The organism is Pseudomonas orientalis (genome assembly GCF_022807995.1).
In the GTDB taxonomy this organism is placed as follows: Bacteria; Pseudomonadota; Gammaproteobacteria; order Pseudomonadales; family Pseudomonadaceae; genus Aquipseudomonas; species Aquipseudomonas orientalis_B.
In genome coordinates, this window is sequence record NZ_CP094351.1 from 2,560,253 (window position 1) to 2,573,960 (window position 13,708).

The following is a 13,708-nucleotide window of genomic DNA, read 5'->3' on the forward strand; positions in this document are numbered from 1 at the left end:
TCAGTAAATCTGTATCTGAACCGCCGCAATCGGGGGCAAGCCCCCTCCCACATTTGATTGGGTTTGCACTTCAAAGAAGGAATAAATCATGCGAATCGGACTAGTCGGCTACGGCCACGGAGGGCGCTTCTTTCATGCGCCGCTGATTGCGACGTTGCCAGGCGCGATCTTTGTCGGCGTCGTCACACGATCCCCCGAGCGCCGCCAGCAACTGGCAAGCGACCATCCCGGCGTCCAGGCCTTCGACACCATCGGCCAGATCGTCGAAGCCGGCGTCGACGCCCTCGTCATCTCCACCACCCTCAAAGGCCGTCCGGCCCTGGTGCTTGAAGCCATCGAACACGGCGTGGCGGTGGTCAGCGACAAGCCTTTTGCGGCCAACGCCGAGCAGGCCCAGGCCTTGATCACCGCCGCTGAACGCCAGGGCACATTGCTCAGTGTCTACCAGAACCGCCGCTGGGATTCGGATTACCTGACCCTGCGCAAACTCATCGAGGCCGGTGCGTTGGGTTCCGTTACCCGTTTTGAATCCCGCGTCGAACGCTACAGCCCCCAGGCGGTGGGCAATGCCAGCGGCGGCGGGTGGCTGCGTGATCTGGGCAGTCACTTGGTCGATCAGGCGTTGCAACTGTTCGGCCCGGTGGATCGGGTGTTCGCCCAATTGCAGTACACACCGGAATTTCCCACGGTAGACCATGGGTTCTTTGTCTCCCTGACTCATGCCAGCGGAGTGGTTTCACATCTGTGGGGCAGTGCTTTGCAAAACAGCCAGGCCCCGCGTTTTCGCGTGAGTGGCACGCTGGGCTGCTACACCGTTGAAGGGCTGGATGGCCAGGAAGACGCGCTGAAGGCCGGCAAGTCACCGAAAACCGAAGGCGAGCACTGGGGCGCGGAAGAACACCGACGCTGGGGCTGGTTTGAACAGGGGCCGGAGCGGGAACGGGTGCCGTCGGAAAAGGGCTGCTGGCCGCAATTCTATCGGCAGTTGCAATGTGCCGTGCAAGGCCAGGGGCCGCTGCCGGTTGACGCCTGGGACGCGCTGGAAACCACCCGTATATTGGACGCCGCACGCCTGAGCGCCGAGCGCCAGCAAGTGGTTTCGACAAAAATAGAATAAAATTCTAAAACAGGTTGATATGGAAATTATTTTCCAATAAAGTCGTTTCCAGGTTGCATAAAGTACGTCTTGGGCTCGACCCCGGCGACTCAACAAAAACAAGATCAAAAACAACCAGGTACCGTCAGATGAAAATCTTCAACGCTGTACTGCGAGTTTTACGCCCTGCCCACACGCCACGCGCACTGCCTCGCGCCCGGCCGTTCTACTTCTCCTTCCTCAATGTGCTGTGCGTCGAAAACCAGGGCGCACTGGTCTGCTGCATTCCCGGCGCTCCGGTGGTGCGCGTGCCTGCCGAACGCTGATAAACGCAACGTCCATAAAACCAACAAGAAAGTGGAGACAGACCGTTCATGAAGACCCCGATCCGTTTTACCGCGCTGGCCCTGTCGATGCTGCTCGCCAGTGGCGTTGCCGCAGCCGCTGACATCAAGGTGGGGGTGAGCATGTCCGCCTTCGATGACACCTTCCTGACCTACCTGCGCGAAGACATGGACAAGCAGGCCAAGTCCTATCCCAAGGGCGACGGCGTGCAACTGCAGTTCGAAGACGCCCGTGCCGACGTGGTCAAGCAACTGAGCCAGGTCGAGAATTTCATCAGCCAGAAAGTCGACGCCATCATCGTCAACCCGGTGGACACCGCCTCGACCAAGAACATTATCAGTGCCGCTACCAAGGCCGGCATCCCGTTGGTGTTCGTCAATCGCCGCCCGGACCAGAAAGACCTGCCCAAGGACGTGGTGGCGGTGGTCTCCGATGACGTCGAAGCCGGCAAGTTGCAAATGCAATACATCGCCGAAAAGCTCGGCGGCAAGGGCAAGATCGTGATCCTGCTGGGTGACCTGGCGAACAACTCCACCACCAACCGCACCAAGGGCGTGAAGGAAGTGCTGGCCAAGTACCCGGACATCAAGATCGAGCAGGAGCAAACCGGCATCTGGCTGCGGGACAGGGGCATGACCCTGGTCAATGACTGGCTGACCCAGGGTCGCGATTTCAATGCGGTGCTGGCTAACAATGATGAAATGGCCATCGGTGCGGCCATGGCCCTGAAATCGGCAGGCAAGAAAGACGTATTGATCGCCGGTGTCGACGGCACGCCGGACGGCCTCAACGCAATCACCAAGGGTGAAATGGCGGCCTCGGCGTTCCAGGACGCCAAGGGCCAGGCCGTCGGCTCGGTAGAGGCGGCGCGCAAGATGGCCAGGCACGAGCCGGTGGAGCAGGACGTGGTGATCCCGTTCAAGCTCATCACCCCGGACAACGTCAAAGACTTCAAGTAGCCCTGAACTCACAACCCTAAGCTGGCAGGGCGGTCACGGCCGCCCTGCAGATGGAGTACTCCTATGCTCGCTCACGCCACCGTCTCGCCGCCGCCGGGTATCCAGCCGCTGGCGCAGGACGAACCCTACCTGCTGGAAATCGTCAACATCAGCAAAGGCTTTCCCGGCGTCGTGGCCCTGGCCGACGTGCAACTGCGCGTGCGCCCCGGCACGGTGCTGGCACTGATGGGCGAAAACGGGGCGGGCAAGTCGACGCTGATGAAGATCATCGCCGGCATCTACCAGCCCGACGCCGGTGAAATTCGCCTGCGTGGCAAACCGGTCGTATTCGAAACACCGCTGGCGGCGCAGAAGGCAGGGATTGCGATGATCCACCAGGAACTCAACCTGATGCCGCACATGAGCATCGCCGAAAATATCTGGATCGGCCGCGAGCAGCTCAACAGCCTGCACATGGTCAACCACCGCGAAATGCACCGCTGCACCGCCGACCTGCTGGCGCGCCTGCGCATCAACCTCGACCCGGAAGAACAGGTGGGCAACCTGAGCATCGCCGAACGGCAGATGGTCGAGATCGCCAAGGCCGTGTCCTATGACTCCGATATCCTGATCATGGATGAACCGACGTCGGCGATTACCGAAAAGGAAGTTGCCCACCTGTTTTCGATCATTGCCGACCTCAAGTCCCAGGGCAAAGGCATCGTCTACATCACGCATAAAATGAACGAAGTGTTCGCCATCGCCGATGAAGTGGCGGTGTTTCGCGATGGCCAGTACATCGGCCTGCAACGCGCCGACAGCATGAACAGCGACAGCCTGATCTCGATGATGGTCGGTCGTGAGCTGAGCCAGTTGTTCCCGGTGCGCGAGACGCCGATTGGCGACTTGTTGCTGTCGGTGCGCAACCTGAGCCTGGACGGCGTGTTCAAGGACGTTTCGTTTGACCTGCACGCCGGTGAAATCCTCGGCATCGCAGGATTGATGGGCTCGGGCCGCACCAACGTGGCGGAAACCATCTTCGGCATCACCCCCAGCAGCAGCGGGCAGATCACCCTTGACGGCAAGCCGGTGCGCATCAGCGACCCGCACATGGCCATCGAGAAGGGCTTTGCGCTGTTGACCGAAGACCGCAAGCTCAGTGGCCTGTTCCCGTGCCTGTCGGTGCTGGAAAACATGGAAATGGCGGTGCTGCCGCACTATTCGGGCAACGGTTTCATTCAGCAGAAAGCCCTGCGTGCCTTGTGCGAGGACATGTGCAAGAAGCTGCGGGTGAAAACCCCATCGCTGGAACAGTGCATCGATACGCTGTCCGGTGGTAATCAGCAGAAGGCGCTGTTGGCGCGCTGGCTGATGACCAACCCGCGCCTGTTGATCCTCGATGAGCCGACCCGTGGCATCGACGTAGGTGCCAAGGCCGAGATCTATCGCCTGATCGCCTTCCTCGCCAGCGAAGGCATGGCGGTGATCATGATTTCCTCTGAACTGCCCGAAGTGCTCGGCATGAGCGACCGGGTGATGGTGATGCACGAAGGCGAACTGATGGGCACCCTGGATCGTGCGGATGCCACTCAGGAAAAAGTCATGCAATTGGCCTCCGGTATGACCGCAGTCCACTGATTCCAGAATAAGAAGGTGATGGGTTATGAACGCAATAACAGACAACAAGCCGGCTACGGCACCGGTCAAGAACCGTCGACGCTTGCCCACCGAGCTGAGCATCTTCCTGGTGCTGATCGGCATCGGCCTGGTGTTTGAATTGTTCGGCTGGATCGTGCGCGACCAGAGTTTTTTGATGAACTCCCAGCGCCTGGTGCTGATGATCCTGCAGGTGTCGATCATCGGCCTGCTGGCTATCGGTGTGACTCAGGTGATCATCACGACCGGGATCGACCTGTCGTCCGGCTCGGTGCTGGCCTTGTCCGCAATGATCGCGGCGAGTCTGGCGCAGACTTCCGATTTTTCCCGGGCGGTGTTCCCGTCCCTGACCGACTTGCCGGTATGGATCCCGGTGGCGATGGGCCTGGGTGTGGGGCTGCTGGCGGGTGCGATCAACGGCAGTATCATTGCGGTCACCGGTATTCCGCCCTTTATTGCGACCCTGGGCATGATGGTCTCGGCCCGTGGCCTGGCGCGTTACTACACCGAAGGCCAGCCGGTGAGCATGCTGTCGGACTCGTACACGGCCATCGGCCACGGCGCGATGCCGGTGATCATCTTCCTGGTGGTGGCGGTGATTTTCCATATCGCCCTGCGTTACACCAAGTACGGTAAGTACACCTACGCCATCGGCGGCAACATGCAGGCGGCGCGCACCTCGGGGATCAACGTCAAGCGTCACCTGATCATCGTCTACAGCATCGCCGGTCTGCTCGCAGGCCTGGCCGGCGTGGTGGCTTCGGCCCGCGCGGCGACCGGCCAGGCGGGCATGGGCATGTCCTACGAGCTGGACGCCATCGCGGCTGCGGTGATCGGCGGCACCAGCCTGGCGGGCGGGGTAGGGCGCATCACCGGCACCGTGATCGGCGCACTGATCCTCGGCGTCATGGCCAGCGGCTTTACCTTCGTCGGGGTGGATGCGTATATCCAGGACATCATCAAGGGGCTGATCATCGTGGTGGCGGTGGTGATCGACCAGTATCGCAACAAGCGCAAGCTCAAGCGCTGAGGCTATCTCAAGGGCAACATCCATCAAAATGTGGGAGGGGGCTTGCCCCCGATAGCGGTGGATCAGTGACAAAATTGTTGACTGACACACTGCAATCGGGGGCAAGCCTCCTCCCACATTTATTAATTCTGTGCGATCCGTATCAACCGTTTGTCTTCTATATAGCTCCATAAACTTGAATTTCTTGCTATAAACGCACTCCGATAACCGTTCGCCAAGCCCGTCCTGGTGCTTTTGGGGGTTGATCGGGAAAAAATGCCTGTCATTTCAGTTGCTGCGCCTTCAAGTCGGCCTTAGACTGCCGCCCCTCGTAAATTGAGTGCCGGGTGGCGCTTGGAATCGATGGCGCCTTTCCGAGACCTGCAGAGGTCGGCCGGAACGCTCCCTTATTCGCCTTAATGCACGTATTTTTTATAGAGAAATCAATGACAAAGGAAAAGTTGCTGGCCATGCCGGCGGATGACTACATGAATGCCGAACAGCACGCTTTTTTCGAGAAGTTGCTGCAAGACATGAAAGTGGAACACCACGAGCGCATTGAACAGAACCGTATCGCCATTGAAAGCCTGGACACCCCGGCCGATCCGGCCGACGCCGCTTCCGTGGAAGAAGAGCGCACCTGGCTGGTCAATGCCATCGACCGCGACCAGCGCATGTTGCCGCAACTGGAACGTGCCCTGGAACGCATCAAGGAAGATTCCTTTGGCTGGTGTGATGACAGCGGCGAGCCTATCGGCCTCAAGCGCCTGCTGATCAGTCCGACCACCAAATACTGCATCGAAGCGCAAGAGCGCCACGAGCAGATCGACAAGCACCAGCGTCAAGCCTGATGCGTGTACGGGGGGCCGCATGATCGGCTCCCCGCAGAGTTTTCCGTTACACCCCCGTTATTGATCTACTGCAAGCACCTGTACTAAAGGCCCATGGATAATGGCCTGATAGTGGCGTTTAATGCAGACACAATAACGACAAGCAGCGGGGTAACGACAATGGCTGGAGACGGATCTCTGATGGGCGCAGCAGTACCACCGCAAACGGTGGCGCGGGTGCTGCCCGGCTGGCTGATACCGCTTGCGCAGAGCACCGCCCTGGTGCTGATACTGCTGGGTCTGGCGTTTGCCCGCTTGCCGCTCTACCTGTGCCTGCCGCTGGCCTTGCTGGTGATCTGGCTACCCCGCCTGAAAAGCCCCAAGCCTTCTGTGGCCCACGCGACGGCCAGCGATGCGATTGGCGCGCTGACGCGCGACTTGTCCCATACCACCAGCCATAATGCACTCTCCGCTGCGGGCGTGGCCTATTCGGTCAGGCAGCTGGCGGCGCGCCTGCAATCGCAATTGAGCGCCTCCCAGCAAATCGTCAGCAGCGCGCAGGTGATGATCGGCACCGAGCAGGTCACGTCCCAGCTCAGCCGCCAGGCCCTGGGCGCGGCCAGCCAGGCCCATCAGCGCAGCAGCGAGGGCCGTGAAGTGTTGGTGCAGTCGATCTCCCGCATGCATCAACTCAGCCAGCGTGCCGATGCCAGCCGCACGCTGATCGAAGCCTTGAGCCAGCGCAGCGAAGACATCCAGCGCGTGACGCTGGTGATTCAGTCCATCGCCAGCCAGACCAACCTGCTGGCGCTGAATGCGGCGATTGAAGCGGCGCGGGCCGGTGAGCATGGCCGCGGGTTTGCCGTGGTTGCCGATGAAGTGCGTGGCCTTGCCGGACGCACGGCCACGGCCACGGATGAAGTTGGGGTGATGATCGCCGACATCCAGCAGCGTACGGCCCAGGTGGTGGAGCAGATTCGCCAGCTGTCGGCGGACCTGCACACCGGTGTGGAGCAAGTGGAAAATGCCGGCGAACACCTGGCAAGCATCGCTGGCCTGGCAGCGGATGTGGAACAGCAGGTCAGTGAAATCGCCCAGGGCACCGACACCAACCGCAGCCAACTCGACAGCCTGTTCCACGCCGTGGAGCAGATGCGCAGCGACCTTGCGGTCAGCGATGAGCAAACCCGCCGGCTCGCCGACGCCGCCGTGCAGATGGAAGGGCAGGCAGAGACCATCAGCGAGCGCCTGGCGCAAGTCGGCCTGGATGACTATCACCAGCGCATCTACGACCTGGCTCGCGAAGGCGCCCGACGGATTGGCGAACAGTTCGAGGCGGATGTGTTGCACAGCCGGATCAGCCTCGAGGATCTGTTTGATCGCAGCTACACGCTGATGCCCAATACCCAGCCGAGCAAATATAAAACGCGGTTTGACGCCTACACCGACCAGGTATTGCCGGCTATTCAGGAGGCGCTGTTACCGCGTCATGAAGGCTTGGTATTTGCCATCGCTTGTACGCCGCAGGGCTACGTGCCGACGCATAACAAAGCGTTTTCCCACCCATTGACCGGTGATGCCCAAGTGGACGCTGTGCAGAACCGCACCAAGCGCAAATTCGACGACCGTACAGGCCTGCGGTGCGGCAGTCATCAACAACCCATGCTGCTGCAGACTTACACACGCGATACCGGCGAGCTGATGCACGACCTGTCGGTGCCGATCACGGTCCAGGGTCGCCATTGGGGTGGCTTGCGCCTGGGCTACAAGCCGCAATAGCAGCATGCCCGCTCCTGCGCAAGGAGCGGGCGTGCTCTCAGTGCTGTTGAATCAAGCGGCGGGAGACTCATGCAGCAGGGCGTTCAGGTCATCGACCGCAGGTGCCCATTCGGCATCGACATGCAATTGTTCCCTGAGAAAACTCGCCTGTTGCTCAGTCCAGAATGGCGCGTCGATGAGTTTCACGTCATCCGGCAGACGGTGCTCAGCGGTGAAGCGTTCGATGGCTTCTTGAGTGGAATCCAGGCCTAACTGGTCGAAGAGGGTTTCAAGTGTCGGGGTGGTGGTGTCCATCATATTCTCCATGCGAGCTGATCATCGGTATGCATGTGAGGGATATGGGACGCCAGAGTTCTATCCGATTGTCACGAAGTAAGCGCGCCGGAATCCACGGCGGCTTTGAGGGCCTTGGCGGCGTCTTTTGCCGCAATGGCGGCAGCGTCGACGGTTTTGAACCAGCGGTCTTTTTCGACCTGATGCGTTGTTACTGTGGTCAATGGCGGTTTGGCCCGCATGATGATGACTGCTTGAAACTCACCGTCCACTTCTCTGGCATCGCCATGGATGAAAAATTCGCCAATATCAAATTCCGTCACGTATAGCCTTCCCTTCGAGGTAACTGCACTGATGAAACCTGACCCGCAGGGGGCAAACTTCAATGGACGGGTCAGTATGGCAGTTGTTGAAGGGCCGCTGTGCAGTAAAGTGCGCAGTACAGTCAGCCAGCTGACGAAACGAGTGTGCCGTGCCGATTGGCTTCCAACGCCTTGGCCAGCGCACAGGCCTTGGTATGATCGCTGCGAAAGCCTTTTATCCTGCCGCTGGCTACTTCCTGGATATGAAAAAAGTTCTTTCCAGCCGGCACGACTCGATAAAGCACCGAATTGGAGTACCCATCGGGTGTAGGTAGGCAGTAGTATTGGCGTTCGTCTGGATAGGATGAACGCGTGTGGAAAGACGTAGTGTCGTGTTGGCGCCGTTGCATGCTCAACTCCTGTCGATCGACCTTGTGGGTAAAGCCGCCACCTTTTCGGATGGTTTTGACGTGTGTTGTTGTTTTGATATTGTCGTCGGCAGCGCGTGCCTGGTTCCATGACCGGGTCTTTTCTTTTGTGATGCGTGTCGGAAAACTGTGTTTTTAATTGGGTTATTCTCTGAAGTTGTTCGACTCGTATTCTCGGGTCCTTGAACCTGTGATTTGCTGTATTGCCGGATGACCTTGCACAAGGGCCACCGCGCCTTTGCGTACGGGCGTTATGGGTATCTTCAGTTTTTAACGAGTGTGTAATCGTGCCGTAATGGCCGTTTTTCTTGCGCTGCCCGCTCACGCGGTCGGTGCTTTTTTCGATGTGGGGGCGTTTCCTTGGCAGTCAGTAATCTGGATATGCACGCGTTGTTCGTGCTGGGTGATTTGCGCGCAAAGTTGGTCAAGCAGTTTCAATCTCGTTTTGTCTACGTTACCGAACAGACCCCGGAAGGTATCTATATCGCCGAGATCGATACCGAAGCGGCGTTGGTCGTGGACGACAAGCCACGCCTGGAACTCAAGGTCGGCGACCATTTTCGCGCGGCGGTATTGCCCAGCCGTGAAGGTGGCAAGTTCGAACTGAAGTTTCGCGATATCAAGTTGACCGTGTATGGCCTGGGCGATTACGCCTTTGTGTCTTCGGCCGAAGGCGAAGGCATTGTGTTCAAGGAAGGCCACAGCGTGATGCTGGTATTTGCCGCTCACGAGCAACTGCAGGAAGGTCTGACCAAAACCCTCAAGGCCGTCACCAGCAAGGCCGCCAAGTGGCGCAAGGGCGAACTGGTGACGTTCAAGGCCAGTGAGTAACGCCCTGCATCGCGTACGCTTTATTTCCCGGAACCTCTACTACAGTTGAGTTGACTTAACTATTCAGAGGCTTCGCGCATAGCTGCAAAGCCGTCCGCTGATGGCTGCGATATCGCGAGGTGCGAAGCAATGAAAGGATTGAGAACGCTGTTGGCTGCATCGCTGACGAGCCTGGGGCTGTCCATGGCGCCAGTGCCGGTATCGGCAGCCCAGGCGCCGGTGCACTTCGCCGACCTGAACTGGGAAAGCGGCAGCCTGATCACCGAGGTACTGCGATTCATTGTCGAGAAGGGCTACGACTTGCCTACCGACACCTTGCCCGGTACTACGATCACTCTGGAAACCGCCCTGGCCAAGAACGATATTCAGGTCATCGGTGAAGAGTGGGCGGGTCGCAGCCCGGTCTGGGTCAAGGCCGAGGCTGAAGGCAAGGTGGTGGGCCTGGGCGATACGGTCAAGGGCGCCACCGAGGGCTGGTGGGTGCCGGAATATGTGGTCAAGGGTGATCCGGCCAAAAATATCAAACCGCTGGCCCCTGACTTGAAAAGCGTAAAGGACCTGGCGCGCTACAAGGACGTGTTCAAGGACCCGGAATCCCCGGGCAAGGGACGCTTTCTCAATAGTCCCATCGGCTGGACCTCGGAAGTGGTCAACAAGCAAAAGCTCAAGGCCTACGGCCTGGACGACAGCTATGTGAATTTCCGCAGCGGGTCGGGGGCGGCGCTGGATGCCGAGATCGCCTCGTCGATCCGCCGTGGCAAGCCGGTGTTGTTTTACTACTGGTCGCCCACGCCGTTGATGGGCCGTTATAAGCTGATTCAACTGGAGGAGCCGCCGTTCGACGCCGAGGCCTGGAAGACCCTGACGGATGCGGACAATCCTGATCCCAAGCCGACCCGGTCGCTGGCGTCCAAGTTGAGCATCGGAGTGTCCACGCCGTTCCAGAAAGAGCATCCGCAGATTACGCAGTTCTTTGAGAAGGTTGAGTTTCCCATCGAGCCGCTTAACCAGGCCCTGGCGTCGATGAGCGAACATCACACGCCACCCAGGGACGTCGCCCAGGCGTTCCTCAAGGCCCATCCCGAGGTGTGGAAGGCGTGGTTGACGGAAGATGTGGCACGCAAGGTTGAGTCGGCCCTCAAGTGATCGACGGTACCTGATGGAAATCAAAATGTGGGAGGGGGCTTGCCCCCGATGGCGGCCTCAGGGCTGGTCGGGATGTTGGATTGGACCGAGTACATATCCGTTATTTAGGTAACGGCCACTTAGGGTTCCGCCCTTACGGCGGCTCACTTTTGAAAAGCGCAAAAGTAAGCAAAACGCTCTTGCCCCACCACTCGGCACCTCGCTTGGGCTCGGTGTGCCCTCTCTCCGGCTTGAATCCGTGGGCCGCCGCAATGGGCCATCCATGGCCCAGTGCGGCTAACCCGGCGTCCTGCCGGGTTACCCACGGATTCAAGCCTGCGTTCGGCCAGCGTGGTTTAACGGGGCGCCTAAGATCAAGATCAAAAGCCAGATCAAGATCAAGGTCAAGAGCGACTCGCTTCGCATCGTGGTTACGGTGGGTGCTAGGCGTTATGACGCCTTTGCTTGGCTGCTTCTTGCGCATTGCTTTAGAACGGCTCAAGACTTCGCCGGGCCGTTGCCGATCTGCCAGACGAACGGCGGCTCGGTGCCATTGATCACCCAGTCGCCGACGATCCGTGCCTTGTAGATCAAGGGATTGTGCGACGCCACCGTTCGCGCATTGCGCCAATGCCGGTCCAGGGCCTTGCCCTGGCGTACGTCCGAGGCCCCCAGCGCGTTGAACAATTGGCTGGTGGCGCGCTGGATCAGTTCCGACACCACCACCTGGGCCGTCGCCGACTCGATCTCGGCGGCCACGTTGGCTTCGCGCTCGGCCACGTCATCGCCACCGAAGCGTGCCAGATAGGCCCGTTGCGCCGGCAGCGCGGCTTTCAATGCGCTGGCGCGTGCGGCGTACACGAGTGCGGCGACTTCACCCACTACCTGTTGCACTTGCGCATCCTGGCTGACGTGGGGGGCGTTACCGTGGCTGTAGATGCGTTTGCGCGTGCGTACCTGATGGGCGACGTCGTTGAGCGCCGCGTGGCCGATGCCGGCCAGGGTGGCGAGCAGCACCAGTTGATAAAACGCGGTCTGGTATTTGAAGCGGGTGGCAAAGTCGATCACGTTTTGCGCGTCGACCACGGCGTCGGTAAAACGCGTGGTGCCGCTGCCGGTGGTGCGTTGGCCAAAGCCGTCCCAGTCATCGCGTTGCACCACCCCGGGCTGGCGCGTGCGGGTGGCGGCGATGACGTCGCCGCCGGTGTCGCTGCGCTGGGCGTATACATCGATCCAGTCGGAGAAAATGCTGCCGGTGCTGTAGAACTTTTCACCGTTGAGTCTCCAGTTGTCACCGTCGGGGCTGACCTGGGTGACTACGTCACCGATGGCCACATTGCCGATTTCAGTCCAGGCGCAGCCGACGATGTCGCCATCGACAAAGCGCTTGAACCACACCTCACGCGCCGCGCCCGGCGGCGCATTGAGGCGGTCCTCGGCAAAGGCGAAGTGCCCGCGCAGGGCCTGGGGCACGTTCGAGTCGGCGGCGGCGAGTTCGATCAATAGCTCGAACAGCTGCGGCAGCGACGCGCCGCCGCCGCCATATTCCACCGGCACCCGCACCGCGCCGAAACCGGCTTCCTTCAACCAGCGTATCGGCTCGTGAGGCAGGGTGCGGCTGTGTTCGCGTTCAATCGCACCGTCGGCGATGCGCTGGAAGATGGGACGGAAACGCTCGGCCAGGCTGGGGTAGTCGACGCCGATGGACAGCGGGTTGATGACGTGTTGCTCGGTCATGGGGTGCGGCTCCTGGGCTGTGATCAAGTCCCAGGGCGATTGCACAGTCCGTGCCGGGCGCAACGGTCCGTGTTTACGGCCGGGTGCCGCCAATCGCTGTTGCTCCAGCAACAGTGTTTGCACAAAGCGCAGCCATCCTGGACAGTCGAGGTGCCCTGCGTAAAACCAGGTTTTTGCGTCACAACCCGCAGGCCAGGGCTTCTAGCCATGGCTGGCACGCTTGCTGCTCAAGTCCTCGTACATTCCTTTGTGCGAGGTACCCCCCGATGAGTCAAGATGCCGTGAAATTTGCCTATTGGGTGCCCAACGTCAGCGGTGGGCTGGTGGTCAGCAAGATCGAACAGCGCACCCACTGGGGCATCGACTACAACCGTAAACTGGCGCAACTGGCCGAAGCCGCCGGCTTCGAATATGGCCTGACCCAGATTCGTTTCACCGCCGGCTACGGCGCGGAGAACCAGCACGAGTCGGTGGCGTTCAGCCACGCGCTGCTCGCAGCGACTACCACCCTCAAGGTGATCGCGGCGATCCTGCCGGGCCCTTGGCAACCCGCGCTGGCGGCCAAGCAACTGGCGACCATCGACCAGCTTACCAACGGCCGCATTGCGGTGAATATCGTCAGCGGCTGGTTCAAGGGCGAGTTCCAGGCCATCGGTGAACCGTGGCTGGAACACGACGAGCGCTATCGTCGTTCCGAAGAGTTCATTCGCGCCTTGAAAGGTGTCTGGACCCAGGACGATTTCACCTTCAAGGGTGACTTCTATCGTTTCAACAATTACACGCTCAAGCCCAAGCCGCTGGGGCAGCCGGAGATCTTCCAGGGCGGCAGTTCAAGGGCGGCGCGCGACATGGCGGCACGGGTGTCGGACTGGTATTTCACCAACGGCAACACACCCGAGGGCATCAAGGCCCAGGTCGACGACATCCGCGTCAAGGCCGCGGCGAACAGCCATTCGGTAAAGATCGGCGTCAACGCTTTTGTGATCGCTCGCGATACTGAAGAAGAGGCGCGGGCCGTGTTGGCGGACATCATCGACAAAGCCGACCCGGAAGCGGTCAACGCCTTTGGTGATGCCGCCAGGCAAGCGGGCAAGGCGTCACCGGAAGGCGAGGGCAACTGGGCCAAGTCCAGTTTCGAGGACCTTGTGCAGTACAACGACGGCTTCAAGACCAATCTGATCGGTACACCGCAGCAGATCGCCGAGCGCATCGTCGCGCTCAAGGCGGTGGGCGTGGACCTGGTGCTGGCCGGGTTCCTGCATTTCCAGGAAGAAGTGGAGTACTTCGGCAAGCGCGTGTTGCCGCTGGTGCGTGAGCTGGAGGCCAAGGCCCACATCAAGCAGGTGGCCTGACCCGATC

At 60.1% G+C, this 13,708-nt stretch carries 14 protein-coding genes; 10 read left to right on the forward strand and 4 right to left on the reverse strand.

Features of this window, described 5'->3' with window-relative positions; genetic code table 11:
* Positions 1-88: 88 nt before the first annotated feature.
* The 7 genes from MRY17_RS11335 (at position 89) to MRY17_RS11365 (ending at position 7,653) form a co-directional block, all read left to right on the forward strand.
* Positions 89-1,117 carry a Gfo/Idh/MocA family protein gene (locus MRY17_RS11335; protein ID WP_243353778.1) on the forward strand — a complete coding sequence of 343 codons (1,029 nt, stop codon included), beginning with the start codon at positions 89-91 and terminating at the stop codon, positions 1,115-1,117.
* A 128-nt stretch (positions 1,118-1,245) separates the two neighbouring features.
* Positions 1,246-1,422 carry a hypothetical protein gene (locus MRY17_RS11340; protein WP_163001556.1) on the forward strand — a complete coding sequence of 59 codons (177 nt, stop codon included), beginning with the start codon at positions 1,246-1,248 and terminating at the stop codon, positions 1,420-1,422.
* A gap of 48 nt (positions 1,423-1,470) precedes the next feature.
* Positions 1,471-2,400, forward strand: a complete 930-nt coding sequence (locus MRY17_RS11345) for a sugar ABC transporter substrate-binding protein (protein WP_181285100.1) — start codon at positions 1,471-1,473, stop codon at positions 2,398-2,400.
* A gap of 63 nt (positions 2,401-2,463) precedes the next feature.
* Entirely contained in the window at positions 2,464-4,017 is a 1,554-nt protein-coding gene (locus tag MRY17_RS11350; RefSeq protein ID WP_181285099.1) for a sugar ABC transporter ATP-binding protein, read from the forward strand.
* Positions 4,018-4,042: 25 nt separating this feature from the next.
* The gene (locus MRY17_RS11355; RefSeq protein WP_032885788.1) at positions 4,043-5,065 is read left to right on the forward strand and encodes an ABC transporter permease; all 1,023 of its coding nucleotides are present in this window, start codon (positions 4,043-4,045) and stop codon (positions 5,063-5,065) included.
* A 425-nt stretch (positions 5,066-5,490) separates the two neighbouring features.
* Positions 5,491-5,895 (forward strand): TraR/DksA family transcriptional regulator, encoded by a 405-nt coding sequence (locus MRY17_RS11360; protein WP_003191666.1) that lies wholly within the window; start codon positions 5,491-5,493, stop codon positions 5,893-5,895.
* A 543-nt stretch (positions 5,896-6,438) separates the two neighbouring features.
* Positions 6,439-7,653 (forward strand): methyl-accepting chemotaxis protein, encoded by a 1,215-nt coding sequence (locus MRY17_RS11365; protein ID WP_431768389.1) that lies wholly within the window; start codon positions 6,439-6,441, stop codon positions 7,651-7,653.
* Between the two features lie 51 nt (positions 7,654-7,704).
* Here MRY17_RS11365 and MRY17_RS11370 read toward each other — a convergent pair whose 3' ends face one another.
* From MRY17_RS11370 to MRY17_RS11380, 3 genes are all read right to left on the reverse strand, one after another.
* Positions 7,705-7,947 carry a DUF2789 domain-containing protein gene (locus tag MRY17_RS11370; protein ID WP_181285097.1) on the reverse strand — a complete coding sequence of 81 codons (243 nt, stop codon included), beginning with the start codon at positions 7,945-7,947 and terminating at the stop codon, positions 7,705-7,707.
* Positions 7,948-8,018: 71 nt separating this feature from the next.
* Entirely contained in the window at positions 8,019-8,249 is a 231-nt protein-coding gene (locus MRY17_RS11375; protein ID WP_181285096.1) for a hypothetical protein, read from the reverse strand.
* Between the two features lie 122 nt (positions 8,250-8,371).
* Entirely contained in the window at positions 8,372-8,638 is a 267-nt protein-coding gene (locus tag MRY17_RS11380) for a hypothetical protein (RefSeq protein ID WP_181285095.1), read from the reverse strand.
* 399 nt (positions 8,639-9,037) lie between these two features.
* Between MRY17_RS11380 and MRY17_RS11385 the strand changes: the two genes are divergently transcribed.
* Positions 9,038-9,487, forward strand: a complete 450-nt coding sequence (locus MRY17_RS11385; RefSeq protein WP_181285126.1) for a hypothetical protein — start codon at positions 9,038-9,040, stop codon at positions 9,485-9,487.
* Between the two features lie 129 nt (positions 9,488-9,616).
* A complete protein-coding gene (locus MRY17_RS11390) occupies positions 9,617-10,633 on the forward strand; it encodes an ABC transporter substrate-binding protein (protein WP_191953295.1) in 1,017 nt (338 codons plus the stop codon).
* A gap of 477 nt (positions 10,634-11,110) precedes the next feature.
* Here MRY17_RS11390 and MRY17_RS11395 read toward each other — a convergent pair whose 3' ends face one another.
* Positions 11,111-12,349, reverse strand: a complete 1,239-nt coding sequence (locus MRY17_RS11395; protein ID WP_243353779.1) for an acyl-CoA dehydrogenase family protein — start codon at positions 12,347-12,349, stop codon at positions 11,111-11,113.
* A gap of 266 nt (positions 12,350-12,615) precedes the next feature.
* On the opposite strand from MRY17_RS11395, the gene sfnG reads away from it, so the two are divergent.
* Complete coding sequence (sfnG, locus tag MRY17_RS11400) at positions 12,616-13,701, forward strand: dimethylsulfone monooxygenase SfnG (RefSeq protein WP_191953293.1); 1,086 nt, start codon at positions 12,616-12,618, stop codon at positions 13,699-13,701.
* Positions 13,702-13,708 lie beyond the last annotated feature (7 nt).